22 protein-coding genes and 5 tRNA genes are annotated in these 24,085 nt (G+C 54.2%); 26 read left to right on the top strand and 1 reads right to left on the bottom strand.

From position 1 onward, the window contains the following. Nucleotides 1-9: 9 nt before the first annotated feature. Nucleotides 10-801 (top strand): endonuclease VIII, encoded by a 792-nt coding sequence (gene nei / locus LJA86_RS02035; protein WP_045909568.1) that lies wholly within the window; start codon nt 10-12, stop codon nt 799-801. A gap of 89 nt (nt 802-890) precedes the next feature. Here the strand turns inward: nei and LJA86_RS02040 are convergent, their stop codons facing one another. Continuing rightward, a complete protein-coding gene (locus LJA86_RS02040; RefSeq protein ID WP_045909567.1) occupies nt 891-2,174 on the bottom strand; it encodes a citrate synthase in 1,284 nt (427 codons plus the stop codon). Nucleotides 2,175-2,813: 639 nt separating this feature from the next. On the opposite strand from LJA86_RS02040, the gene sdhC reads away from it, so the two are divergent. The 25 genes from sdhC (at nt 2,814) to nadA (ending at nt 24,077) form a co-directional block, all read left to right on the top strand. Continuing rightward, nucleotides 2,814-3,218, top strand: a complete 405-nt coding sequence (gene sdhC, locus LJA86_RS02045) for a succinate dehydrogenase cytochrome b556 subunit (protein ID WP_020684965.1) — start codon at nt 2,814-2,816, stop codon at nt 3,216-3,218. Next, a complete protein-coding gene (gene sdhD / locus LJA86_RS02050; protein WP_008501088.1) occupies nt 3,212-3,559 on the top strand; it encodes a succinate dehydrogenase membrane anchor subunit in 348 nt (115 codons plus the stop codon). Before sdhC ends, sdhD begins: the two co-directional genes overlap by 7 nt. Further along, entirely contained in the window at nt 3,559-5,325 is a 1,767-nt protein-coding gene (sdhA, locus tag LJA86_RS02055; RefSeq protein WP_008501089.1) for a succinate dehydrogenase flavoprotein subunit, read from the top strand. Before sdhD ends, sdhA begins: the two co-directional genes overlap by 1 nt. Before the next feature lie 15 nt (nt 5,326-5,340). Further along, nucleotides 5,341-6,057 (top strand): succinate dehydrogenase iron-sulfur subunit SdhB, encoded by a 717-nt coding sequence (gene sdhB, locus LJA86_RS02060; RefSeq protein ID WP_008501090.1) that lies wholly within the window; start codon nt 5,341-5,343, stop codon nt 6,055-6,057. A gap of 234 nt (nt 6,058-6,291) precedes the next feature. Next, nucleotides 6,292-9,099 carry a 2-oxoglutarate dehydrogenase E1 component gene (gene sucA, locus LJA86_RS02065; RefSeq protein ID WP_008501092.1) on the top strand — a complete coding sequence of 936 codons (2,808 nt, stop codon included), beginning with the start codon at nt 6,292-6,294 and terminating at the stop codon, nt 9,097-9,099. Between the two features lie 14 nt (nt 9,100-9,113). Then, nucleotides 9,114-10,334 (top strand): 2-oxoglutarate dehydrogenase complex dihydrolipoyllysine-residue succinyltransferase, encoded by a 1,221-nt coding sequence (gene odhB, locus LJA86_RS02070; protein WP_008501093.1) that lies wholly within the window; start codon nt 9,114-9,116, stop codon nt 10,332-10,334. A gap of 95 nt (nt 10,335-10,429) precedes the next feature. Continuing rightward, a complete protein-coding gene (gene sucC / locus LJA86_RS02075) occupies nt 10,430-11,596 on the top strand; it encodes an ADP-forming succinate--CoA ligase subunit beta (RefSeq protein ID WP_006809579.1) in 1,167 nt (388 codons plus the stop codon). Beyond that, on the top strand, nt 11,596-12,465 hold the full coding sequence (sucD, locus tag LJA86_RS02080) for a succinate--CoA ligase subunit alpha (RefSeq protein ID WP_008501094.1): 870 nt from the start codon (nt 11,596-11,598) through the stop codon (nt 12,463-12,465). The genes sucC and sucD overlap by 1 nt, the downstream gene beginning before the upstream one ends. Before the next feature lie 731 nt (nt 12,466-13,196). Next, a complete protein-coding gene (cydA, locus tag LJA86_RS02085; protein ID WP_008501098.1) occupies nt 13,197-14,765 on the top strand; it encodes a cytochrome ubiquinol oxidase subunit I in 1,569 nt (522 codons plus the stop codon). A 15-nt stretch (nt 14,766-14,780) separates the two neighbouring features. Next, nucleotides 14,781-15,920: a cytochrome d ubiquinol oxidase subunit II gene (cydB, locus tag LJA86_RS02090; protein ID WP_048226125.1), complete on the top strand. Its 1,140-nt coding sequence runs from the start codon at nt 14,781-14,783 to the stop codon at nt 15,918-15,920. A gap of 14 nt (nt 15,921-15,934) precedes the next feature. After that, nucleotides 15,935-16,048, top strand: a complete 114-nt coding sequence (gene cydX, locus LJA86_RS02095; RefSeq protein WP_003858598.1) for a cytochrome bd-I oxidase subunit CydX — start codon at nt 15,935-15,937, stop codon at nt 16,046-16,048. After that, nucleotides 16,048-16,338: a cyd operon protein YbgE gene (gene ybgE, locus LJA86_RS02100; protein WP_008501100.1), complete on the top strand. Its 291-nt coding sequence runs from the start codon at nt 16,048-16,050 to the stop codon at nt 16,336-16,338. Before cydX ends, ybgE begins: the two co-directional genes overlap by 1 nt. A 148-nt stretch (nt 16,339-16,486) precedes the next feature. Further along, nucleotides 16,487-16,891, top strand: coding sequence for a tol-pal system-associated acyl-CoA thioesterase (gene ybgC, locus LJA86_RS02105; protein WP_003858593.1), 405 nt, complete (start codon nt 16,487-16,489; stop codon nt 16,889-16,891). Beyond that, nucleotides 16,888-17,580, top strand: a complete 693-nt coding sequence (tolQ, locus tag LJA86_RS02110; RefSeq protein WP_008501101.1) for a Tol-Pal system protein TolQ — start codon at nt 16,888-16,890, stop codon at nt 17,578-17,580. Before ybgC ends, tolQ begins: the two co-directional genes overlap by 4 nt. A gap of 3 nt (nt 17,581-17,583) precedes the next feature. After that, nucleotides 17,584-18,012, top strand: a complete 429-nt coding sequence (gene tolR / locus LJA86_RS02115; RefSeq protein WP_003858589.1) for a colicin uptake protein TolR — start codon at nt 17,584-17,586, stop codon at nt 18,010-18,012. A gap of 28 nt (nt 18,013-18,040) precedes the next feature. Then, entirely contained in the window at nt 18,041-19,309 is a 1,269-nt protein-coding gene (tolA, locus tag LJA86_RS02120; RefSeq protein WP_008501102.1) for a cell envelope integrity protein TolA, read from the top strand. Between the two features lie 134 nt (nt 19,310-19,443). Beyond that, entirely contained in the window at nt 19,444-20,736 is a 1,293-nt protein-coding gene (gene tolB, locus LJA86_RS02125) for a Tol-Pal system beta propeller repeat protein TolB (protein ID WP_008501103.1), read from the top strand. Nucleotides 20,737-20,771: 35 nt separating this feature from the next. Then, nucleotides 20,772-21,293, top strand: coding sequence for a peptidoglycan-associated lipoprotein Pal (pal, locus tag LJA86_RS02130; RefSeq protein WP_003858578.1), 522 nt, complete (start codon nt 20,772-20,774; stop codon nt 21,291-21,293). Nucleotides 21,294-21,302: 9 nt separating this feature from the next. Continuing rightward, on the top strand, nt 21,303-22,100 hold the full coding sequence (gene cpoB / locus LJA86_RS02135) for a cell division protein CpoB (protein WP_021241013.1): 798 nt from the start codon (nt 21,303-21,305) through the stop codon (nt 22,098-22,100). 161 nt (nt 22,101-22,261) lie between these two features. After that, nucleotides 22,262-22,337: transfer RNA gene (locus LJA86_RS02140), tRNA-Lys, on the top strand. A 128-nt stretch (nt 22,338-22,465) separates the two neighbouring features. Beyond that, nucleotides 22,466-22,541: transfer RNA gene (locus tag LJA86_RS02145), tRNA-Val, on the top strand. A 3-nt stretch (nt 22,542-22,544) separates the two neighbouring features. Further along, nucleotides 22,545-22,620, top strand: a tRNA-Lys gene (locus tag LJA86_RS02150). 46 nt (nt 22,621-22,666) lie between these two features. Then, nucleotides 22,667-22,742 (top strand) — tRNA-Lys (locus LJA86_RS02155). A gap of 24 nt (nt 22,743-22,766) precedes the next feature. Then, nucleotides 22,767-22,842 (top strand) — tRNA-Lys (locus tag LJA86_RS02160). 191 nt (nt 22,843-23,033) lie between these two features. Further along, nucleotides 23,034-24,077, top strand: coding sequence for a quinolinate synthase NadA (gene nadA, locus LJA86_RS02165; protein ID WP_008501105.1), 1,044 nt, complete (start codon nt 23,034-23,036; stop codon nt 24,075-24,077). Nucleotides 24,078-24,085: the final 8 nt, after the last annotated feature.

Here is a 24,085-nt window from a genome sequence, read left to right on the forward strand (position 1 = left end):
GACGGAAAAATGCCAGAAGGCCCGGAGATCCGCCGCGCGGCGGATAGCCTCGAGGCGGCGATAAAGGGCAAACCCCTGACGGAGGTCTGGTTTGCTTTTCCTCAACTGAAACCGTTTGAATCACAGCTGGTGGGGCAGTCGGTAACGCATATTGAAACGCGCGGCAAAGCGCTGCTCACGCATTTTTCCCATAACCTGACGTTATATAGCCATAACCAGCTTTACGGCGTCTGGCGAGTGGTGGAGGCGGGTGAACAGCCGCAGACTACCCGCGTGCTGCGCGTCAGGCTGCAAACGGCCGATAAGGCGATCCTGCTCTATAGCGCCTCTGATATCGAAATGTTAACGCCGGAGCAACTCCTCACGCACCCGTTTCTACAGCGAGTGGGGCCGGACGTGCTGGATATGCGTCTGACGGCGAGCGATGTGAAGGCCCGACTGCTATCGCCCACATTCCGCAACCGGCAGTTTTCCGGCCTGTTTCTTGACCAGGCGTTTCTGGCCGGGCTTGGCAACTACCTGCGGGTGGAAATCCTCTGGGAAGTCGGGCTGGCGCCGCAGCACAAAGCCTCTCAGCTGAGCGATGAACAGCTGGAGGCGCTGTCCCACGCGCTGCTGGACATCCCGCGGCTGTCGTACAACACGCGCGGCATCGTAGATGAAAACAAGCACCACGGGGCGCTGTTCCGGTTCAAGGTGTTTCATCGGGCGGGGAAAAAGTGCGAGCGGTGCGGCGGCGTGATTGAGAAGGCTACGATCTCTTCCAGACCGTTTTACTGGTGTCCAGGGTGCCAGATGTAAAAAAGCCGGGTGGCGGCTACGCCTTACCCGGCCTACGTTTCGCATTTAATTGTAGGCCCGGTAAGCGGTAGCGCCACCGGGCTTAACTTTTAGCGCTTCAGGTCAGACTTAAAATCACGCTGCTCGTAGCCGGTATACAGCTGACGAGGACGGGCGATCTTCATGCCTTCGCTGTGCATTTCGTTCCAGTGCGCAATCCATCCTACGGTACGGGCCATCGCGAAGATGACGGTGAACATGGAAGACGGAATGCCCATCGCTTTCAGGATGATACCAGAGTAGAAATCGACGTTCGGGTAGAGTTTCTTCTCGATGAAGTACGGGTCGTTCAGCGCGATGTGTTCCAGCTCCATCGCCACTTCCAGCAGGTCATCTTTGGTACCCAGCTCTTTCAGCACTTCGTGGCAGGTCTCACGCATCACGGTGGCGCGTGGGTCGTAGTTTTTGTAAACACGGTGACCGAAGCCCATCAGGCGGAAGGAATCATTCTTGTCTTTCGCGCGACGCACGAACTCAGGAATATGCTCAACGGTGCTGATCTCTTCCAGCATCTTCAGTGCCGCTTCGTTCGCGCCGCCGTGCGCCGGTCCCCACAGGGAGGCGATGCCCGCAGCGATACAGGCGAACGGGTTCGCGCCTGAAGAGCCCGCGGTACGGACAGTGGAGGTCGAGGCGTTCTGTTCGTGGTCAGCATGCAGGATCAGAATACGGTCCATCGCGCGTTCCAGAACCGGGTTCACTTCATACTCTTCGCACGGCGTGGAGAACATCATGCGCAGGAAGTTGCCCGCGTAGGAGAGGTCGTTGCGCGGATACACAAACGGCTGACCGATGGAGTATTTGTAACACATCGCCGCCATGGTCGGCATTTTGGACAGCAGACGGTAAGCGGCGATTTCACGGTGACGCGGATTATTTACGTCAAGGGAATCGTGGTAGAACGCTGCCAGCGCACCGGTAATTCCGCACATCACAGCCATTGGGTGAGAGTCACGACGGAACGCATGGAACAGACGGGTAATCTGCTCATGGATCATGGTGTGACGGGTCACGGTGGTTTTAAATTCATCGAACTGGGCCTGCGTCGGTTTTTCGCCGTTCAGCAGGATGTAGCACACTTCCAGGTAGTTGGATTCGGTGGCTAACTGATCGATAGGGAAGCCGCGATGGAGCAGGATACCTTCGTCACCGTCAATGAAGGTGATTTTGGATTCGCAAGATGCGGTAGAGGTAAATCCAGGGTCAAAGGTAAACATCCCTTTGGAACCCAGCGTACGGATATCAATAACATCCTGACCGAGCGTGCCTTTTAGCACATCCAGTTCAATAGCAGTGTCACCATTTAGGGTGAGCGTTGCCTTTGTATCAGCCATTTACGGTCTCCTTAGCGCCTTATGCTTAAGACTGCGCTTTACCGGATTTGCTTTCAGCTGTTAATCACCGTTACCAGATTGTTATTTGGCTTACCGCTCAGCTCACGAGGACAAACCAGGGTACAGAGCTATGGCGCCTTGCAGGTAAACGAATGAAATATCAGTGAAACAACAGCAAATCAGCGTTTTTGCAGTCCGAATTATTCAAACCTGTATATCACTAATAACTGTCCTGATAACTTCGGTCAATACCATCACACTGTTACATAACTATTTGTCAGGTGAAAGAGAGACCTCATAACTTTTGCGCATTATATGCCTTTTCTGATGATGTTTGTAACAATATTGTTTAACATTTGTCAAATCAGATGATTAAAAATTAAAAAGATGTTGTTATCGTGACCCTGATCACTGTTCCAGAGAAAACCCGACAAACTGTATGTAGGTTAATTGTAATGATTTTGTGAACGGCCTATACTGCCGCCAGGTCTCCGGAACACCCTGCAATCCCGAGCCACCCAGCGTTGTAATGTGTCGTTTAAGCATCTGTAAGCACTGTTTTGCATGACGCGCAGTTATAGAAAAGGAACGCTGTCTGACCCGCATCGCAGTCCGGAGGAAGGAAACAATAAGAACAGCATGTGGGCGTTATTCATGATAAGAAATGTGAAAAAACAAAGACCTGTCAATCTGGATCTCAAAACGATCCGGTTCCCCGTAACAGCAATAGCGTCCATTCTGCACCGTGTTTCTGGTGTGATTACGTTTGTGGCGGTCGGTATTCTGCTGTGGTTACTGGGCACCAGCCTCTCTTCCCCTGAAGGATTCCTCCAGGCCTCAGCCATCATGAACAGCTTCTTCGTGAAATTCATCATGTGGGGCATTCTGACCGCACTGGCGTACCACGTTGTGGTGGGTGTTCGCCATATGCTGATGGACTTTGGCTACCTGGAAGAAACCTTCGAAGCCGGAAAACGCTCCGCTAACATTTCATTTGTGATTACAGTCGTGCTTTCACTTCTCGCAGGAGTTCTCGTATGGTAAGCAACGCCTCCGCATTAGGACGCAACGGCGTACATGACTTCATTCTGGTCCGTGCTACCGCCATCGTTCTCACCCTCTACATCATCTATATGATCGGTTTCTTCGCGACCAGCGGCACGCTGACGTGGGAAATCTGGAGTGGGTTCTTCGGATCCGCCTTCACCAAAGTGTTCACCCTGCTGGCCCTGTTCTCCATCCTTATTCATGCCTGGATTGGCATGTGGCAGGTGTTGACCGATTACGTTAAACCGCTGGCGATTCGCCTCCCACTGCAGCTGGCCATTGTCGTTGCACTGGTGGTTTACGTTATTTATGGATTCGTTGTGGTGTGGGGTGTGTAATGAAACTGCCAGTCAGAGAATTTGATGCTGTTGTGATTGGTGCCGGTGGCGCAGGTATGCGTGCCGCACTGCAAATTTCCCAGAGCGGCCAGAGCTGTGCGCTGCTCTCTAAAGTTTTCCCGACCCGTTCCCACACTGTGTCCGCGCAGGGCGGTATCACCGTTGCGCTGGGTAACTCCCATGAAGATAACTGGGAATGGCACATGTATGACACGGTAAAAGGTTCCGATTACATCGGCGACCAGGATGCCATCGAATATATGTGTAAAACCGGCCCGGAAGCGATTCTGGAGCTGGACCATATGGGTCTGCCGTTCTCCCGTCTGGAAAATGGCACCATCTATCAGCGTCCGTTTGGCGGCCAGTCGAAAAACTTCGGCGGCGAGCAGGCGGCACGCACCGCGGCGGCGGCTGACCGTACCGGTCACGCGCTGCTGCACACCCTGTATCAGCAGAACCTGAAAAACCACACCACCATCTTCTCCGAGTGGTATGCGCTGGATCTGGTGAAAAACGCCGATGGCGCAATTGTTGGCTGTACCGCGCTGTGTATCGAAACCGGTGAAGTGGTTTACTTCAAAGCCCGTGCTACCGTGCTGGCGACCGGCGGTGCAGGCCGTATTTACCAGTCCACCACCAACGCCCACATCAACACCGGTGACGGTGTCGGTATGGCTATCCGCGCGGGCGTGCCGGTGCAGGATATGGAGATGTGGCAGTTCCACCCAACCGGTATCGCCGGTGCGGGCGTTCTGGTGACGGAAGGCTGCCGTGGTGAAGGTGGCTACCTGCTGAACAAACACGGCGAGCGCTTCATGGAGCGTTATGCCCCGAATGCGAAAGACCTTGCGGGTCGTGACGTGGTGGCGCGCTCCATCATGATCGAAATCCGTGAAGGTCGCGGCTGCGACGGCCCATGGGGTCCACACGCCAAGCTGAAACTCGACCATCTGGGTAAAGAAGTGCTGGAGTCCCGTCTGCCGGGTATCCTTGAACTCTCCCGCACCTTCGCGCACGTCGATCCGGTGAAAGAGCCGATTCCGGTTATCCCAACCTGCCACTACATGATGGGCGGTATTCCGACCAAAGTGACCGGTCAGGCGCTGACCGTGAACGAGCAGGGCGAAGACGTGGTCATTCCTGGCCTGTTCGCGGTAGGCGAAATTGCCTGCGTATCCGTACACGGCGCAAACCGTCTGGGCGGCAACTCGCTGCTGGATCTGGTGGTGTTTGGTCGTGCGGTGGGTCTGCATCTGCAGGAATCCATTGCCGAGCAGGGCGCGCTGCGTGACGCAACCGACGACGAAATTGATGCCTCTCTTGAGCGCCTCAACCGCTGGAACGGCAACCGTAACGGCGAAGATCCGGTGGAAATCCGCAAAGCGCTGCAGGAGTGCATGCAGCACAACTTCTCGGTATTCCGTGAAGGCGACGCGATGGCCAAAGGTCTTGAGCAGCTGAAAGCGATCCGCGAGCGTCTGAAAAATGCCCGTCTGGACGATACCTCCAGCGAGTTCAACACCCAGCGCGTTGAGTGCCTGGAGCTGGATAACCTGATGGAAACCGCGTTCGCGACCGCGATGTCGGCAAACTTCCGTACCGAAAGCCGTGGCGCGCATAGCCGCTTCGACTTCCCGGAGCGTGATGACGAAAACTGGCTGTGCCATTCCCTGTATCTGCCAGAGTCGGAAACCATGACGCGTCGTAGCGTCAACATGGAACCGAAACTGCGTCCGGCGTTCCCGCCGAAGATTCGTACTTACTAATGCGGAGACAGGATAATGAAACTCGAATTCTCAGTTTATCGTTATAACCCGGATGTAGACGACGCTCCGCGCATGCAGGATTACACGCTGGAAGCGGAAGAAGGTCGTGACATGATGCTGCTGGATGCCTTAATCCAGCTGAAAGAAAAAGATCCAACCCTGTCGTTCCGCCGCTCCTGCCGTGAAGGGGTGTGTGGCTCTGACGGTGTGAATATGAACGGCAAAAATGGCCTGGCCTGCATCACGCCAATTTCAGCGTTGCAGCGTCCTGGTCAGAAAATTGTTATCCGTCCTCTGCCAGGCCTGCCGGTCGTGCGTGATTTGGTGGTAGACATGGGGCAATTCTATGCACAATATGAGAAGATTAAGCCTTACTTATTGAATAATGGGCAAAATCCACCTGCTCGTGAGCACTTACAGTCGCCTGAGCAGCGTGAAAAACTCGATGGTCTGTACGAGTGTATTCTCTGCGCATGCTGTTCTACGTCCTGCCCGTCGTTCTGGTGGAACCCGGACAAGTTTATCGGCCCGGCCGGTCTGCTGGCTGCCTATCGCTTCCTGATCGATAGCCGCGACACCGAAACCGACAGCCGTCTGGAAGGACTGAGTGACGCTTTCAGCGTATTCCGCTGCCATAGCATCATGAACTGCGTCAGTGTGTGTCCGAAGGGGCTGAACCCGACGCGCGCCATCGGCCATATTAAGTCGATGCTGCTGCAGCGCAGTGCGTAAGTAAATTTGCCGGATGGCGCTGCGCTTATCCGGCCTACGAAACTGTAGGCCCGGTAAGCGTAGCGCCACCGGGCAAAATGCAGAAACCTTTAAAAACTGCCCTGAAGTCTAGACAGTTTCTAAAGGTTCCTTCGCGGGCCACAAAGAGCTCGCAGGTGAACCCCGGCACGTACACGTGGTGTGCGTGGTAGTTTCTACGGCGAAAGTAAGCATAAAAATGCTTAAGGGATCACGATGCAGAACGGCGCAATGAAAGCCTGGCTGGACTCTTCTTACCTCTCTGGTGCCAACCAGAGCTGGATAGAACAGCTCTATGAAGACTTCTTAACCGATCCTGACTCAGTGGACGCAAACTGGCGTTCCATGTTCCAGCAGTTGCCTGGTACAGGGGTCAAACCGGATCAATTCCATTCCAAAACACGTGATTATTTCCGTCGTCTGGCGAAGGATGCCTCACGTTACTCTTCTGCGATTTCCGACCCTGACACCAATGCGAAGCAGGTTAAAGTCCTGCAGCTTATCAACGCTTATCGCTTCCGTGGTCACCAGCATGCGAATCTCGATCCGCTGGGACTGTGGAAACAAGACCGTGTGGCCGATCTCGATCCGGCGTATCACGATCTGACCGAGGCCGATTTCCAGGAAAGCTTTAACGTAGGTTCCTTTGCCATCGGCAAAGACACGATGAAGCTGGGCGATCTGATTGACGCGCTCAAGCAAACCTACTGCGGCTCCATCGGCGCGGAATACATGCACATTACCTCTACCGAAGAGAAGCGCTGGATCCAGCAGCGCATCGAATCCGTAGCGGGCCACGCGACCTTCTCGGCTGACGAGAAAAAACGCTTCCTCAGCGAACTGACCGCAGCGGAAGGCCTTGAGCGCTATCTGGGCGCGAAGTTCCCGGGCGCAAAACGCTTCTCGCTGGAAGGTGGTGACGCCCTGGTGCCGATGCTGAAAGAGCTGATTCGTCACGCAGGCAAGAGCGGCACCCGTGAAGTGGTGCTGGGCATGGCACACCGTGGTCGTCTGAACGTACTGGTCAACGTGCTGGGTAAAAAACCGCAGGACCTGTTCGACGAATTCGCGGGCAAACATAAAGAACACCTCGGCACCGGCGACGTGAAGTACCACATGGGCTTCTCGTCTGATATCGAAACCGAAGGCGGTCTGGTTCACCTGGCGCTGGCGTTTAACCCGTCACACCTGGAAATCGTCAGCCCGGTGGTTATCGGTTCCGTGCGCGCGCGTCTGGATCGTCTGGACGAGCCGAGCAGCAACAAAGTTCTGCCAATCACCATCCACGGTGATGCGGCGGTCACAGGGCAGGGCGTGGTGCAGGAAACCCTGAACATGTCGAAAGCGCGTGGTTATGAAGTGGGCGGTACCGTTCGCATCGTAATCAACAACCAGGTGGGCTTCACCACCTCTAACCCGCTGGATGCGCGTTCTACCCCGTACTGCACCGACATCGGTAAGATGGTGCAGGCGCCTATCTTCCACGTTAACGCGGATGACCCGGAAGCCGTGGCTTTCGTTACCCGTCTGGCGCTGGACTTCCGTAACACCTTCAAACGCGATGTGTTCATTGATCTCTTCTGCTACCGCCGTCACGGCCACAACGAAGCGGATGAGCCAAGTGCAACCCAGCCGCTGATGTACCAGAAAATCAAAAAACACCCGACCCCGCGCAAAATCTATGCTGACAAGCTGGAGAGCGACAAAGTGGCGACGCTGGAAGATGCGACCGAAATGGTCAACCTCTACCGCGACGCGCTGGATGCGGGTGAGTGCGTAGTGAAAGAGCTGCGCCCGATGAACATGCACTCCTTTACCTGGTCGCCGTACCTCAACCACGAGTGGGATGAGAGTTACCCGAACAAGGTGGAGATGAAGCGCCTGCAGGAGCTGGCTAAACGCATCAGCACCGTGCCGGACGCTATCGAGATGCAGTCTCGCGTAGCGAAAATTTATGCTGACCGTCAGGCCATGGCGGCAGGCGAGAAGCTGTTCGACTGGGGCGGCGCGGAAACGCTGGCTTACGCGACGCTGGTTGACGAAGGCATTCCTGTGCGTCTGTCCGGTGAAGATGCGGGCCGTGGAACCTTCTTCCACCGTCACGCGGTCGTTCACAACCAGTCTAACGGTTCAACCTACACCCCGCTGCAGCACGTGCACAACGGTCAGGGCCAGTTCAAGGTCTGGGACTCCGTGCTGTCTGAAGAAGCGGTACTGGCTTTCGAGTACGGTTACGCCACGGCAGAACCGCGCACCCTGACCATCTGGGAAGCGCAGTTCGGCGACTTCGCCAACGGTGCGCAGGTGGTTATCGACCAGTTCATCTCCTCCGGCGAGCAGAAATGGGGCCGTATGTGTGGCCTGGTGATGCTGCTGCCGCACGGCTATGAAGGCCAGGGTCCGGAGCACTCCTCCGCGCGTCTGGAACGTTATCTGCAGCTCTGCGCTGAGCAGAACATGCAGGTTTGCGTACCGTCGACCCCAGCGCAGGTATACCACATGCTGCGTCGTCAGGCGCTGCGCGGTATGCGTCGTCCGCTGGTGGTCATGTCGCCGAAATCCCTGCTGCGTCACCCGCTGGCGGTGTCCAGCCTGGAAGAGCTGGCTAACGGTACCTTCCTGCCAGCCATCGGCGAAATTGACGAGCTGGATCCACAGGCCGTGAAGCGTGTGGTGATGTGTTCTGGTAAGGTTTATTACGACCTGCTGGAACAGCGCCGTAAGAACGATCAGAAAGATGTCGCCATCGTGCGTATCGAACAGCTTTATCCGTTCCCGCACCAGGCGGTGCAGGAAGCGCTGAAACCGTACGCTCACGTTCATGATTTTGTCTGGTGCCAGGAAGAGCCGCTCAACCAGGGCGCATGGTACTGCAGCCAGCATCATTTCCGTGAAGTGATTCCATTTGGGTCAGCCCTGCGTTATGCAGGTCGCCCGGCCTCCGCCTCTCCGGCGGTAGGGTATATGTCCGTTCACCAGAAGCAGCAACAAGATCTGGTCAATGACGCGCTGAACGTCGATTAATTAAAGGATACATAATGAGTAGCGTAGATATTCTTGTTCCCGACCTGCCTGAATCTGTAGCAGATGCGACCGTCGCTACCTGGCACAAAAAACCAGGCGATGCCGTTAAGCGCGATGAAGTGCTGGTAGAAATCGAAACTGACAAAGTGGTACTGGAAGTACCGGCTTCGGCGGATGGCGTTCTGGACGCGGTGCTGGAAGATGAAGGTACTACCGTTACTTCTCGTCAGATCCTGGGTCGCCTGCGTGAAGGCAACAGCGCGGGCAAAGAGTCCAGCGCGAAATCTGAAGAGAAAGCGTCTACGCCAGCGCAGCGCCAGCAGGCCTCTCTGGAAGAGCAGTCTAACGACGCCCTCAGCCCGGCGATCCGTCGCCTGCTGGCGGAACACAGCCTTGACCCGGCAGCCATTAAAGGCACCGGTGTGGGCGGTCGTCTGACCCGCGAAGACATCGACAAGCATCTGGCGAAAGCGCCAGCTCAGGCAGAAGCGAAAGCCCCTGCGGCAGCACCGGCAGCACAGCCTGCTCTGGGCGCACGCAGCGAAAAACGCGTGCCAATGACCCGTCTGCGTAAGCGCGTGGCCGAGCGTCTGCTGGAAGCGAAAAACTCTACCGCGATGCTTACCACCTTCAACGAAGTAAACATGAAGCCAATCATGGACCTGCGTAAGCAGTACGGTGACGCGTTTGAAAAACGTCACGGTATCCGTCTGGGCTTTATGTCCTTCTACGTGAAGGCGGTGGTTGAAGCGCTGAAACGCTACCCGGAAGTGAACGCGTCTATCGATGGCGATGATGTGGTTTACCACAACTATTTCGACGTTAGCATGGCGGTTTCGACCCCACGTGGCCTGGTAACGCCGGTTCTGCGTGATGTGGATACCCTGGGTATGGCTGACATCGAGAAAAACATTAAAGAGCTGGCTGTGAAAGGCCGCGACGGCAAGCTGACCGTAGACGATCTGACCGGCGGTAACTTCACCATTACCAACGGCGGCGTATTCGGCTCGCTGATGTCTACCCCGATCATTAACCCGCCGCAGAGCGCGATCCTGGGTATGCATGCCATTAAAGATCGCCCGATGGCGGTAGACGGTAAAGTTGAGATCCTGCCGATGATGTACCTGGCGCTCTCTTACGACCACCGCCTGATCGACGGCCGCGAGTCCGTGGGCTTCCTGGTTGCCATTAAAGAGCTGCTGGAAGATCCAACGCGTCTGCTGCTGGACGTCTAGTCACGATTTAGCATCACCTGCCCCGTGGACCGGCACACGCTGCGCCGGTCTACAGGTTTGAAGATAACGATTACCCTGAAGGATGGATAGAACACATGAACTTACATGAATATCAGGCCAAACAGCTGTTTGCCCGGTATGGCTTACCGGCTCCGGTGGGTTATGCCTGTACTACCCCGCGTGAAGCAGAAGAAGCCGCATCTAAAATCGGTTCCGGCCCGTGGGTAGTTAAGTGTCAGGTTCACGCTGGTGGCCGTGGTAAAGCGGGCGGTGTGAAGGTTGTTAAGAGCAAAGAAGAGATTCGTGCGTTTGCTGAACATTGGCTCGGCAAGCGTCTGGTAACGTACCAGACAGATGCGAACGGCCAGCCGGTTAACCAGATCCTGGTGGAAGCGGCGACCGATATCGCGAAAGAACTTTATCTGGGCGCGGTGGTTGACCGTAGCTCCCGTCGCGTGGTGTTCATGGCGTCTACCGAAGGCGGCGTGGAAATCGAAAAAGTGGCGGAAGAAACCCCACACCTGATCCACAAAGTGGCTATCGATCCGCTGGCAGGCCCAATGCCTTACCAGGGTCGCGAGCTGGCGTTCAAGCTGGGTCTGGAAGGTAAACTGGTTCAGCAGTTCACCAAGATCTTCATGGGTCTGGCGACCATCTTCCTGGAGCGCGATCTGGCGCTGATCGAGATCAACCCGCTGGTGATCACGACCCAGGGCGATCTGATCTGCCTCGACGGCAAGCTGGGCGCTGACGGCAACGCGCTGTTCCGCCAGCCGGATCTGCGCGAAATGCGCGACCAGTCTCAGGAAGACCCGCGTGAAGCGCAGGCGGCACAGTGGGAACTGAACTATGTGGCGCTGGACGGTAACATCGGCTGCATGGTTAACGGTGCGGGCCTGGCAATGGGCACCATGGACATCGTTAAGCTGCACGGCGGTGAGCCAGCAAACTTCCTCGACGTGGGCGGTGGCGCTACCAAAGAGCGCGTAACCGAAGCGTTCAAAATCATTCTCTCCGACGACAACGTGAAGGCCGTTCTGGTTAACATCTTCGGCGGTATTGTCCGTTGTGACCTGATCGCCGACGGTATCATCGGCGCGGTAGAAGAAGTAGGTGTTAACGTTCCGGTGGTTGTGCGTCTGGAAGGTAACAACGCTGAACTCGGCGCGAAAAAACTGGCTGACAGCGGCCTGAATATTATTGCAGCGAAAAGTCTGACGGATGCAGCTCAGCAGGTTGTTGCCGCAGTGGAGGGGAAATAATGTCAGTTTTAATTAATAAAGATACCAAGGTTATCTGCCAGGGCTTCACCGGTAGCCAGGGGACTTTCCACTCCGAACAGGCGATTGCCTACGGCACGCAGATGGTTGGCGGCGTAACGCCAGGTAAAGGTGGCACTACCCACCTGGGCCTTCCGGTGTTCAACACCGTGCGTGAAGCCGTAGAAGCGACGGGCGCAACCGCGACCGTGATCTACGTTCCGGCGCCGTTCTGCAAAGATTCTATTCTGGAAGCGATCGACGCAGGCATCAAACTGATCATCACCATCACTGAAGGCATCCCGACGCTGGATATGCTGACCGTGAAGGTGAAGCTGGATGAAGCTGGCGTGCGTATGATCGGCCCGAACTGCCCAGGCGTTATCACCCCGGGCGAATGCAAAATCGGCATCATGCCGGGCCACATTCACAAGCCGGGTAAAGTGGGCATCGTGTCCCGTTCCGGTACCCTGACCTATGAAGCGGTTAAGCAGACCACCGACTACGGTTTCGGCCAGTCCACCTGCGTGGGCATCGGCGGTGACCCAATCCCGGGTTCTAACTTCATCGACATCCTGAAGCTGTTCCAGGAAGATCCACAGACCGAAGCGATCGTGATGATCGGTGAGATCGGTGGTAGCGCGGAAGAAGAAGCGGCTGCTTACATCAAAGAACACGTGACCAAGCCAGTAGTGGGTTACATCGCGGGTGTGACTGCGCCGAAAGGCAAGCGTATGGGTCACGCAGGCGCGATCATCGCCGGTGGTAAAGGTACGGCTGATGAGAAATTCGCAGCGCTGGAAGCCGCAGGCGTGAAAACCGTTCGCAGCCTGGCGGATATCGGCGAAGCACTGAAATCCATCATTAAGTAAGTCCTCTCTGCTCCCCGAAAGGGGGGCGTTGCAGTATAAAAATGTCCGTTTCGACATGGTTGGCCGCTGTAAAGCGGCCTTTTTTATTGCCTGCCGGGTGTCATGCAATAGTCACAAAGTGGTGTTAATTACAGAGGATGCAAAAGTAAAATAATTGTTATTTATTTGCCTTTAAGAGGGCAGATGGAAAAAAATGAAAAACGCACTAAAATTTATGTCCTGAATAAATCAGTCATTAAGCGCTACTGAGTTAATAAAAATCACTTCTGTTTATATTCATCATTCGATTCGATAACCTTAATTGTATTTCATATACATATCTTTAACATGGTTTTTACCATGTTCACCACATCAAAACACAATTAACATAACGGATTGTTTTTTGATTTAAATCAATGTTTAATCCTTGGAAAAAGGTGCTGAAAAGCGCTAAATTGTCCCCGATCAAAATGGCCGAAAAGTGGTAATTTTGCTATAAATTGATCACCGTCGAAAAACGTAAATGTGACTCTATAAAAACCTGTTTATTGTAAGGGTTTTGCAGCGTATTATATTTGCGGGATCAATTTGAGTTTTTTATTAACGTATTTGTAACCTCACGTCATCGTTTTTATCCTCCTTCAGGGTAATAACGACGACAAGGATGCGAATAATTTGTATTGGGGCATGCGTGTGGATCGCTTTGACGGGGTTCACTCTCGGAGTCTTCATGCGATGAGCAAGGAGTCATAATGTTAGATATAGTCGAACTGTCGCGCTTACAGTTTGCCTTGACCGCGATGTACCACTTCCTGTTTGTGCCACTGACGCTCGGTATGGCGTTCCTGCTGGCCATCATGGAAACGGTATACGTTCTCTCCGGCAAACAGATTTATAAAGATATGACCAAGTTCTGGGGCAAGTTGTTTGGTATCAACTTCGCACTGGGCGTGGCCACCGGTCTGACCATGGAGTTCCAGTTCGGGACTAACTGGTCTTACTATTCCCACTATGTCGGGGATATCTTCGGTGCGCCGCTGGCCATTGAAGGTCTGATGGCATTCTTCCTCGAATCCACCTTTGTAGGTCTGTTCTTCTTCGGTTGGGACCGTCTGGGTAAAGTCCAGCATATGGCGGTGACCTGGCTGGTGGCATTAGGTTCGAACCTGTCCGCGCTGTGGATCCTGGTCGCGAACGGCTGGATGCAGAACCCTATCGCGTCTGATTTTAACTTCGAAACCATGCGTATGGAGATGGTCAGCTTTGCCGAGCTGGTCCTGAACCCGGTTGCTCAGGTTAAATTCGTTCACACCGTCGCTTCTGGCTATGTGTGCGGCGCTATGTTTGTACTGGGCATCAGTTCTTACTATATGCTGCGCGGTCGTGACTTCGCGTTTGCTAAGCGCTCCTTTGCTATCGCTGCAAGCTTCGGTATGGCTGCTATCCTCTCCGTTATCGTTCTGGGTGATGAATCCGGTTACGAAATGGGTGACGTGCAGAAAACCAAACTGGCCGCCATCGAAGCCGAATGGGAAACCCAGCCGGCGCCTGCTGCCTTTACGCTGTTCGGTATTCCCGATCAGGACGCGCAGGAAAACCGCTTCGCCATTCAGATCCCTTACGCGCTGGGTATTATCGCCACCCGTTCTGTTGATAAGCAGGTGACGGGTCTGAAAGAGCTGATGGTGCAGCACGAAGAGCGTATCCGTAACGGTATGAAAGCCTACTCGCTGCTGGAACAGCTGCGTGCCGGTTCTACCGACCAGGCCGTTCGCGACCAGTTTAACGATGTGAAGAAAGATCTGGGTTACGGTCTGCTGCTGAAGCGTTATACCCCGAACGTGTCTGATGCGACGGAAGCCCAGATCCAGATGGCAACCAAAGACTCGATTCCACGCGTTGCGCCACTGTACTTCGCATTCCGTATCATGGTGGGCTGCGGCATCATCATGCTGCTGATCATTGCGGCGTCCTTCTGGTCCGTGATTCGCAACCGTATCGGCGAGAAAAAATGGCTGCTGCGCACTGCGCTGTACGGTATTCCACTGCCGTGGATCGCAATTGAATCCGGCTGGTTTGTGGCGGAGTATGGCCGTCAGCCATGGGCGATCGGTGAGGTGCTGCCAACGGCGGTAGCGAACTCGTCCCTGACCGCAGGCGACCTGATCTTCTCCATGCTGCTGATTTGTGGTCTGTACACCCTGTTCCTGGTGGCTGAACTGTTCCTGATGTTCAAGTTCGCGCGCCTTGGCCCAAGCAGCCTGAAAACCGGTCGCTATCACTACGAGCAGTCCACTGCGACTACTCAGCCGGCACGCTAAGACAGGAGTCATCAAATGATCGATTATGAAGTATTGCGTTTTATCTGGTGGCTGCTGGTTGGCGTTCTGCTGATCGGTTTCGCCGTCACGGATGGTTTCGACATGGGGGTGGGGATGCTCACCCGTTTCCTCGGTCGTAATGACACCGAGCGTCGAATCATGATCAACTCCATCGCCCCGCACTGGGACGGTAACCAGGTGTGGCTGATCACCGCAGGCGGCGCGCTGTTCGCTGCCTGGCCGATGGTCTACGCGGCTGCGTTCTCCGGTTTCTATGTGGCGATGATTCTGGTGCTGGCCTCTTTATTCTTCCGTCCGGTCGGTTTCGACTACCGTTCCAAGATTGAAGATACCCGCTGGCGTAACATGTGGGACTGGGGCATCTTCATCGGTAGCTTCGTTCCACCGCTGGTGATTGGCGTGGCGTTCGGTAACCTGCTGCAGGGCGTGCCGTTCCACCTGGACGAATACATGCGTCTTTACTACACCGGTAACTTCTTCCAGCTGCTGAATCCGTTTGGTCTGCTGGCCGGCGTCGTGAGCGTGGCGATGATCATCACTCAGGGCGCAACCTATCTGCAGATGCGTACCGTGGGTGAGCTGCATCTGCGTTCTCGCGCGACGGCTCAGGTTGCTGCGCTGGTTACGCTGGTCTGCTTCGCGCTGGCTGGTGTGTGGGTGGTGTACGGTATTGATGGCTACGTGGTGACGTCTGCGATCAACCACACCGCACCGTCTAACCCGCTGACCAAAGAAGTGGCGCGTCAGGCGGGGGCATGGCTGGTGAACTTCAACAATACCCCTGTGCTGTGGGCGATCCCGGCGCTGGGCGTGCTGCTGCCGCTGCTGACCGTGCTGACGTCTCGTCTGGAAAAAGGCGCGCTGGCGTTCGTGTTCTCTTCACTGACCCTGGCATGCATTATCCTGACGGCGGGTATTGCGATGTTCCCATTCGTCATGCCATCCAGCACCATGCTGAATGCTAGCCTGACTATGTGGGATGCAACGTCCAGCCATATGACGCTGAACCTGATGACGTATGTTGCATGCGTGTTCGTTCCGATCGTTCTGGCCTACACCATCTGGTGTTACTGGAAAATGTTCGGTCGTATCACGAAAGAACATATCGAAAGCAACACCCACTCTATGTACTAAGTAAGGAGCTGAATATGTGGTATTTCGCATGGATTTTAGGGACGCTTCTTGCCTGTGCATTTGGTGTCATCACTGCCCTGGCGCTTGAGCACGTAGAAGCGACCAAAGCGGGTGAAGAAAAACACTGATGAATATTATCGCGAAACTTTACGCGGTAATGGACAAGCGCCCGTTACGGGCGCTTTCTTTAGTGATGGCATTACTGCTGGCAGGTTGTATCTTCTGGGACCCTTCGCGCTTTGCAGCGAAAACCAGCGAGCTTGAAATCTGGCACGGCTTCCTCATCATGTGGGCGGTGTGCGCAGGCGTGATCCACGGCGTGGGCTTTCGTCCGAAAGCCGTTCACTGGCAGGGAATTTTCTGCCCGCTGATTGCCGATCTGGTGCTTCTCGCCGGTTTGATTTTCTTCTTCTTCTGAATAAGAAATGTCCGTTAACGTTATGGGCTTACCCGAGCCCATAAAAATTTACTCTCCGTTTACTTTCCCCCATTCCAAACCATCTTTCCCGCGCGTATAGTAGCGAAGTTTAAAAGCTCTAACTTTTGTTGCATTACTGGGATGTAAAGTGAATACAACGCTGTTTCGATGGCCGGTTCGTGTCTATTACGAAGATACCGATGCCGGTGGTGTGGTTTACCACGCCAGCTACGTTGCTTTTTATGAACGGGCACGCACAGAGATGCTGCGCCATCATCACTTTAGTCAACAGGTGCTGTTGGCTGAGCGAGTTGCCTTCGTGGTACGCAAGATGACGCTTGAGTATTTTGCGCCTGCCAGACTCGACGATATGCTCGAAGTCCAAACTGAAATTACATCAATGCGCGGGACCTCACTGGTTTTCACGCAGCGGATAGTCAACGCAGAGAACACCGTACTGAACTCAGCTGAAGTACTGATTGTTTGTGTTGATCCAACCATAATGAAGCCTCGTGCGCTTCCTAAGTCTATTGTCGCGGAGTTTAAGCAGTGACTGACATGAATATCCTTGATTTGTTCCTGAAGGCAAGCCTTCTGGTTAAACTTATCATGTTGATTTTGATTGGTTTTTCAATCGCATCCTGGGCCATCATCATCCAGAGAACGCGTATCCTCAATGCCGCTGGCCGTGAAGCAGAAGCGTTCGAAGATAAGTTCTGGTCGGGCATTGAGCTTTCTCGTCTGTATCAGGAGAGCCAGGGACGCCGTGAAAACCTGACCGGCTCCGAGCAAATTTTCTATAGCGGTTTCAAAGAGTTCGCCCGTCTGCATCGTGCAAACAATCATGCGCCGGAAGCGGTGGTGGAAGGTGCCTCGCGTGCGATGCGCATCTCGATGAACCGCGAGCTGGAAAACCTTGAAACGCATATTCCTTTCCTCGGTACTGTCGGTTCCATCAGCCCGTATATCGGTCTGTTTGGTACCGTGTGGGGGATCATGCACGCCTTTATCGCGCTGGGCGCGGTGAAGCAGGCGACGTTGCAGATGGTTGCACCGGGTATCGCTGAAGCACTGATTGCGACCGCTATCGGTCTGTTTGCGGCAATTCCGGCAGTTATGGCCTATAACCGTCTGAACCAGCGCGTGAACAAACTGGAACTGAACTACGACAACTTTATGGAAGAGTTCACTGCGATTCTGCACCGTCAGGCGTTTACCAGCACCGAGAGCAACAAGGGGTAAACCATGGCCAGATCGCGTGGACGAGGTCGTCGCGAGCTCAAGTCCGAAATCAATATCGTTCCACTGCTGGACGTCCTGCTGGTACTGCTGCTGATCTTCATGGCAACAGCGCCAATCATTACCCAGAGCGTGGAAGTGGATCTGCCGGATGCGACAGAATCACAGGCGGTGAGCACCAATGACGATCCTCCGGTTATCATTGAGGTTTCCGGCGTAGGGCAATACAGCGTCGTGGTAGAGAAGGATCGTATGGATCAGCTGCCACCTGAGCAGGTTATTGCCGAAGCGCAGCGTCGCCTGGAGTCAAATCCGAAAACGGTCTTCTTAATCGGTGGCGCGAAAGACGTACCCTACGATGAAATTATTAAAGCGCTGAACTTGCTACATAGTGCGGGTGTTAAGTCAGTTGGCTTAATGACCCAACCTATTTGATCATCCGCGTAGTTTTTGGGAACCGATAGTGTCAAAGGCAACCGAACAGAACGACAAGCTTAAGCGAGCGATAATCGTCTCCGCAGTGCTGCACGTTATTCTTTTTGCAGCGCTGATCTGGAGTTCGTTCGACGAGCATATTGATGCATCAGCCGGCGGCGGTGGAGGGTCTTCCATTGACGCCGTGATGGTGGATCCCGGTGCGGTAGTACAGAACTATAATCGCCAACAACAGCAGAAGGCGAGTGCAAAACGGGCTGAAGAGCAGCGTGAAAAACAGGCGCAACAGCAAGCGGAAGAACTGCGTGAAAAGCAGGCCGCAGAGCAGGAGCGTCTGAAGCAGCTTGAGAAAGAGCGTTTGCAGGCGCAGGAAGCCGCGAAAGCGCAGGCAGAACAGCAGAAACAAGCCGAAGAGGCCGCGAAAAAAGCACAGGAACAGCAAAAGCAGGCGGAAGAGGCGGCAGCAAAAGCCGCAGCGGACGCGAAAGCACAGGCTGATGCCCAGGCGAAATTAGCGGCAGAAGCGGCGAAGAAAGCGGCTGCTGATGCCCAGAAGAAAGCGGAAGCCGAAGCCGCGAAGAAAGCCGCCGCTGATGCTCAGAAGAAAGCGGAAGCCGAAGCCGCGAAGAAAGCCGCAGCTGATGCTCAGAAGAAAGCAGAAGCGGAAGCCGCGAAGAAGGCCGCTCAGGAAGCAGAGAAGAAAGCTGCTGCCGAGGCCGCGAAGAAAGCGGCTGCTGCCGAGAAAGCAGCAGCAGAAAAAGCCGCGGCAGAAAAAGCGGCAGCCGCCGAAAAAGCCGCTGCTGACAAAAAAGCTGCTGCTGAGAAGGCCGCTGCCGATAAGAAAGCAGCAGCTGAAAAAGCGGCTGCTAAAAAGGCTGCCGCCGCTGAAAAAGCCGCTGCTGCCGCAGGGGTTGACGATCTGCTGGGCGATTTGAGCTCCGGTAAGAATGCGCCGAAAACGGGCGGTGGGGCGAAAGGAAACAACGCAGCGCCGACCGGAAGTGGTAACACTAAGAGTAACGGTGCGACAGGGGCTGAAATCAACGGTTATGCCGCGCAGATTAAATCCGCTATTGAAAGCCGATTCTATGATGCGTCTTCCTATACCGGTAAAACGTGTACGTTACGTATAAAACTGGCTCCGGATGGCATGCTGCTGGATATTAAGTCTGAAGGTGGCGACCCGGCTTTATGTACTGCGGCCCTGGCTGCAGCGCGTCAGGCGAAGATGCCTAAACCGCCTTCGCAGGCAGTCTACGAAGTCTTCAAAAATGCGCCGCTGGACTTCAAACCTTAAGTTACATTTTCCCCGTGCAAACGGGGAAAAATAGACCAGGTTTAGTCACAGGGTTCGGGTAGTTTTGTCTATTTGAGTTTGTTAACATTCTGCTAAATTATCGTGGGTAAGGTTACCCGGATAAGGGAGATATGATGAAGCAGGCATTACGTGTAGCATTTAGTTTTTTAATGCTGTGGGCAGCAGTACTGCACGCAGAAGTACGTATCGAGATCACCCAGGGGGTGGACTCGGCACGCCCAATCGGTGTTGTTCCGTTCCAGTGGGCCGGTCCTGGCGCTGCACCTGAAGATGCCGGTGGCATCGTGGCGGCTGACCTGCGTAACAGCGGTAAATTCAACCCGTTAGATCGTTCTCGTCTGCCTCAGCAGCCGGGTAGCGCGCAGGAAGTTCAGCCTGCAGCATGGTCTGCACTGGGTATTGATGCCGTGGTTGTGGGTCAGGTTACCCCTAATCCAGACGGTTCATACAACGTGGCCTGGCAGTTGGTGGATACCGGCGGTGCACCGGGTACCGTTCTGGCCCAGAACTCTTACAAGGTCACTAAGCAGTACCTGCGCTACGCGGCACACGCTGCCAGCGATGCGGTATTTGAAAAACTGACCGGCATTAAAGGTGCGTTCCGTACCCGTATTGCATACGTGGTGCAGACCAACGGTGGTCAATTCCCGTATGAGCTGCGCGTATCTGATTACGATGGCTACAACCAGTTCCTGGTGAAACGCTCTTCGCAGCCACTGATGTCTCCAGCCTGGTCTCCGGACGGTTCTAAGCTGGCGTATGTCACCTTCGAAAGCGGCCGTTCTGCGCTGGTTATCCAGACGCTGGCAAACGGTGCGGTTCGTCAGGTGGCGTCTTTCCCACGTCACAACGGTGCGCCTTCGTTCTCTCCAGACGGCTCTAAACTGGCGTTTGCGTTGTCTAAAACCGGTAGCCTGAACCTGTACGTGATGGACATTGGCTCTGGCCAGATCCGTCAGGTGACCGACGGTCGCAGCAACAACACCGAACCTTCATGGTTCCCGGACAGTCAAAACCTGGCGTTTACCTCTGACCAGGCCGGCCGTCCACAAATCTATAAAGTCAACATCAACGGCGGTGCTCCGCAGCGTATTACCTGGGAAGGTTCACAGAACCAGAACTCAGACGTGAGCAGCGACGGTAAATTTATGGTAATGGTCAGCTCTAACGGTGGGCAGCAGCACATTGCCAAACAAGATCTGGTAGCGGGTGGCGTTCAAGTTCTGTCGTCAACGTTCCTGGATGAAACGCCAAGTCTGGCACCTAACGGCACGATGGTAATCTACAGCTCTTCTCAGGGGATGGGATCTGTGCTGAATCTGGTTTCTACAGATGGGCGTTTCAAAGCGCGTATTCCGGCTACTGATGGACAGGTAAAATCACCTGCCTGGTCGCCGTATCTGTAAATAATAATTAATTGATTACTAAAGGAATCATAGAAATGCAACTGAACAAAGTGCTGAAGGGGCTGATGATCGCTCTGCCTGTAATGGCAATCGCAGCGTGTTCTTCTAACAAGAACGCCAGCAATGACCAGAGCGGCGAAGGCATGATGGGTGCCGGCACCGGTATGGACGCGAACGGCAATGGCAACATGTCTTCTGAAGAGCAGGCGCGTCTTCAGATGCAGCAGCTGCAGCAGAACAACATCGTTTACTTCGATCTGGATAAATACGACATCCGTTCTGACTTCGCTGCGATGCTGGATGCGCACGCTAACTTCCTGCGTAGCAACCCATCTTACAAAGTCACCGTAGAAGGTCACGCGGACGAACGTGGTACTCCAGAGTACAACATCTCCCTGGGTGAACGTCGTGCTAACGCTGTTAAAATGTACCTGCAGGGTAAAGGCGTTTCTGCTGACCAGATCTCCATCGTTTCTTACGGTAAAGAAAAACCTGCAGTACTGGGTCACGACGAAGCGGCTTACTCCAAAAACCGTCGTGCCGTACTGGTTTACTAAGAGAATTGCATGAGCAGTAACTTCAGACATCATCTGTTGAGTCTGTCGTTACTGGTTGGAATAGCGGCCCCCTGGGCCGCTTTTGCTCAGGCACCAATCAGTAGTGTCGGCTCAGGCTCGGTAGAAGACCGGGTCACTCAACTCGAGCGTATTTCTAACGCTCACAGCCAGCTTTTAACCCAACTCCAGCAACAACTTTCCGATAACCAGAATGATATTGACTCTCTCCGCGGTCAGATTCAGGAAAGCCAGTATCAGCTTAACCAGGTTGTGGAACGTCAGAAGCAAATCTTGTTGCAGATCGATAGCCTGAGCAGTGGTGGTGGTGCAGCAGCACAGCCAGCCGCAGGCGATCAGAGTGGTGCGGCGACGTCTACGCCAGCGCCATCTGCTGATACGTCAGCCTCAACAGGCGCGCCTGTACAGAGCGGTGACGCGAATACGGACTACAATGCGGCCATTGCCCTGGTGCAGGATCAATCTCGTCAGGATGACGCGATTGCAGCGTTTCAGAGCTTTGTTAAGAAATACCCTGATTCCACTTATCAGCCAAATGCCAATTACTGGCTCGGTCAGTTGAATTACAACAAGGGTAAAAAGGACGATGCGGCGTTTTATTTTGCCTCAGTGGTGAAAAATTACCCAAAATCGCCGAAAGCGCCCGATGCGATGTATAAGGTTGGCGTGATCATGCAGGACAAAGGCGACACCGCGAAAGCCAAAGCGGTTTATCAGCAGGTGGTCGCAAAATTCCCGGGTACCGAAGGTGCTAAGCAGGCGCAAAAACGTCTGAATTCGATGGGATGATTATCGCATGACCAGAAATCGCGTTATTTCTGGTCGTGCAGCATGATTACTAAGCAGTTAAGTGATCTTCATCGAAATTTTTGTTGCGCAGAATTCTTAAATCAGTAATATATGCCGCCGTTGCCACGGGATATCAAACAACGTGAAAGCAGCATAAAAGTGGGTCGTTAGCTCAGTTGGTAGAGCAGTTGACTTTTAATCAATTGGTCGCAGGTTCGAATCCTGCACGACCCACCACTAAGTCAGGTGGAAGTAGTAGTAAAACGTGAAGGATAACGTTGCGTCAGCAACGGCCCGTAGGGCGAGGCGAAGCCGAGTCATCCTGCACGACCCACCACTTAACGCAGTTCCGGCAGTACAGAAGTGGGTGATTAGCTCAGTTGGTAGAGCATCTCCTTTACACGGAGGGGGTCGGCGGTTCGAGCCCGTCATCACCCACCACTCGGGTCGTTAGCTCAGTTGGTAGAGCAGTTGACTTTTAATCAATTGGTCGCAGGTTCGAATCCTGCACGACCCACCACTTTAAAGTGGTACCGAGTAAAAATCTTCGAAGTCAGCACCCGAATGGGTCGTTAGCTCAGTTGGTAGAGCAGTTGACTTTTAATCAATTGGTCGCAGGTTCGAATCCTGCACGACCCACCACTTCGAAGAAAAAAATCCCGCAAGGGGTCGTTAGCTCAGTTGGTAGAGCAGTTGACTTTTAATCAATTGGTCGCAGGTTCGAATCCTGCACGACCCACCAGTGTAGAAAGGCGCCCTAAAGGCGCCTTTTTGCTATCTGCGGTACAACAAATGCTCCGCCCATCTATTCCCGGTGACTTTTCACGCCAGATTCGCTATCTTGTTTAGTATACAAAACACAATTGCCACGCGTTTTGCTATGTCAGGCAAATGAAAGGCAATATTGTTAAGCCCGTAAAACGAGAAGCCATAATGAGTGTGATGTTTGATCCTGAAGCCGCAATCTATCCGTTTCCGCCAAAGCCTGTCCCGCTGAGCCAGGACGAAAAGCAGTTCTACCGCGAGAAGATCAAACGTCTTCTTAAAGAGCGCGATGCGGTAATGGTGGCCCATTACTACACCGACCCGGAAATCCAGCAGCTGGCGGAAGAGACCGGCGGCTGCATTTCTGACTCACTGGAGATGGCGCGCTTCGGTGCACGACATCCCGCTTCCACGCTGCTGGTTGCCGGCGTGCGTTTTATGGGCGAGACGGCAAAGATTCTGAGCCCGGAAAAAACCATTCTGATGCCCACGCTTAACGCGGAGTGTTCCCTGGATCTCGGCTGTCCGATTGACGAATTCACGGCCTTCTGTGACGCTCACCCTGACCGGACCGTGGTGGTCTACGCTAACACCTCTGCGGCGGTAAAAGCGCGGGCTGACTGGGTGGTCACGTCGAGCATCGCCGTTGAGCTGATTGAACATCTGGACAGCCTGGGGGAAAAAATTATCTGGGCGCCTGACCGTCATCTCGGCAATTATGTTCAGAAGCAGACGGGGGCTGACGTTCTTTGCTGGCAGGGTGCCTGCATTGTGCATGATGAATTCAAAACTCAGGCGCTGGCGCGCATGAAGGCGCTTTATCCTGACGCCGCCATTCTTGTTCACCCCGAGTCACCGCAGTCAATTGTCGACATGGCGGATGCCGTGGGCTCAACCAGCCAGCTTATCAACGCGGCCAGGACGTTGCCTCACAAGCAGCTCATTGTCGCGACCGATCGCGGTATCTTCTATAAGATGCAGCAGGCCGTGCCGGAGAAAGAGCTTCTTGAAGCACCAACGGCGGGCGAGGGCGCAACGTGCCGCAGCTGCGCGCATTGTCCCTGGATGGCGATGAACGGCCTGAAAGCAATTGCCGAAGGGTTAGAAACCGGTGGTGCGGCGCATGAAATCCATGTGGATGCCGCCCTGCGTGAAGGCGCGTTAATTCCGCTTAACCGCATGCTGGATTTTGCGGCTACACTACGTACTTAATTCAACTC

This window comes from Enterobacter sp. TCD1-1 (genome assembly GCF_020567405.1).
GTDB classification, from domain to species: Bacteria; Pseudomonadota; Gammaproteobacteria; order Enterobacterales; family Enterobacteriaceae; genus Enterobacter; species Enterobacter quasiroggenkampii.

What these genes read in the sequence shown, in the direction of transcription:
- nei (WP_045909568.1), top strand. Translation starts at nt 10, where the DNA reads ATGCCAGAAGGCCCGGAGATCCGCCGCGCGGCGGATAGCCTCGAGGCG.
- LJA86_RS02040 (WP_045909567.1), bottom strand. Translation starts at nt 2,174, where the DNA reads ATGGCTGATACAAAGGCAACGCTCACCCTAAATGGTGACACTGCTATT.
- sdhC (WP_020684965.1), top strand. Translation starts at nt 2,814, where the DNA reads ATGTGGGCGTTATTCATGATAAGAAATGTGAAAAAACAAAGACCTGTC.
- sdhD (WP_008501088.1), top strand. Translation starts at nt 3,212, where the DNA reads ATGGTAAGCAACGCCTCCGCATTAGGACGCAACGGCGTACATGACTTC.
- sdhA (WP_008501089.1), top strand. Translation starts at nt 3,559, where the DNA reads ATGAAACTGCCAGTCAGAGAATTTGATGCTGTTGTGATTGGTGCCGGT.
- sdhB (WP_008501090.1), top strand. Translation starts at nt 5,341, where the DNA reads ATGAAACTCGAATTCTCAGTTTATCGTTATAACCCGGATGTAGACGAC.
- sucA (WP_008501092.1), top strand. Translation starts at nt 6,292, where the DNA reads ATGCAGAACGGCGCAATGAAAGCCTGGCTGGACTCTTCTTACCTCTCT.
- odhB (WP_008501093.1), top strand. Translation starts at nt 9,114, where the DNA reads ATGAGTAGCGTAGATATTCTTGTTCCCGACCTGCCTGAATCTGTAGCA.
- sucC (WP_006809579.1), top strand. Translation starts at nt 10,430, where the DNA reads ATGAACTTACATGAATATCAGGCCAAACAGCTGTTTGCCCGGTATGGC.
- sucD (WP_008501094.1), top strand. Translation starts at nt 11,596, where the DNA reads ATGTCAGTTTTAATTAATAAAGATACCAAGGTTATCTGCCAGGGCTTC.
- cydA (WP_008501098.1), top strand. Translation starts at nt 13,197, where the DNA reads ATGTTAGATATAGTCGAACTGTCGCGCTTACAGTTTGCCTTGACCGCG.
- cydB (WP_048226125.1), top strand. Translation starts at nt 14,781, where the DNA reads ATGATCGATTATGAAGTATTGCGTTTTATCTGGTGGCTGCTGGTTGGC.
- cydX (WP_003858598.1), top strand. Translation starts at nt 15,935, where the DNA reads ATGTGGTATTTCGCATGGATTTTAGGGACGCTTCTTGCCTGTGCATTT.
- ybgE (WP_008501100.1), top strand. Translation starts at nt 16,048, where the DNA reads ATGAATATTATCGCGAAACTTTACGCGGTAATGGACAAGCGCCCGTTA.
- tolR (WP_003858589.1), top strand. Translation starts at nt 17,584, where the DNA reads ATGGCCAGATCGCGTGGACGAGGTCGTCGCGAGCTCAAGTCCGAAATC.
- tolB (WP_008501103.1), top strand. Translation starts at nt 19,444, where the DNA reads ATGAAGCAGGCATTACGTGTAGCATTTAGTTTTTTAATGCTGTGGGCA.
- pal (WP_003858578.1), top strand. Translation starts at nt 20,772, where the DNA reads ATGCAACTGAACAAAGTGCTGAAGGGGCTGATGATCGCTCTGCCTGTA.
- cpoB (WP_021241013.1), top strand. Translation starts at nt 21,303, where the DNA reads ATGAGCAGTAACTTCAGACATCATCTGTTGAGTCTGTCGTTACTGGTT.
- nadA (WP_008501105.1), top strand. Translation starts at nt 23,034, where the DNA reads ATGAGTGTGATGTTTGATCCTGAAGCCGCAATCTATCCGTTTCCGCCA.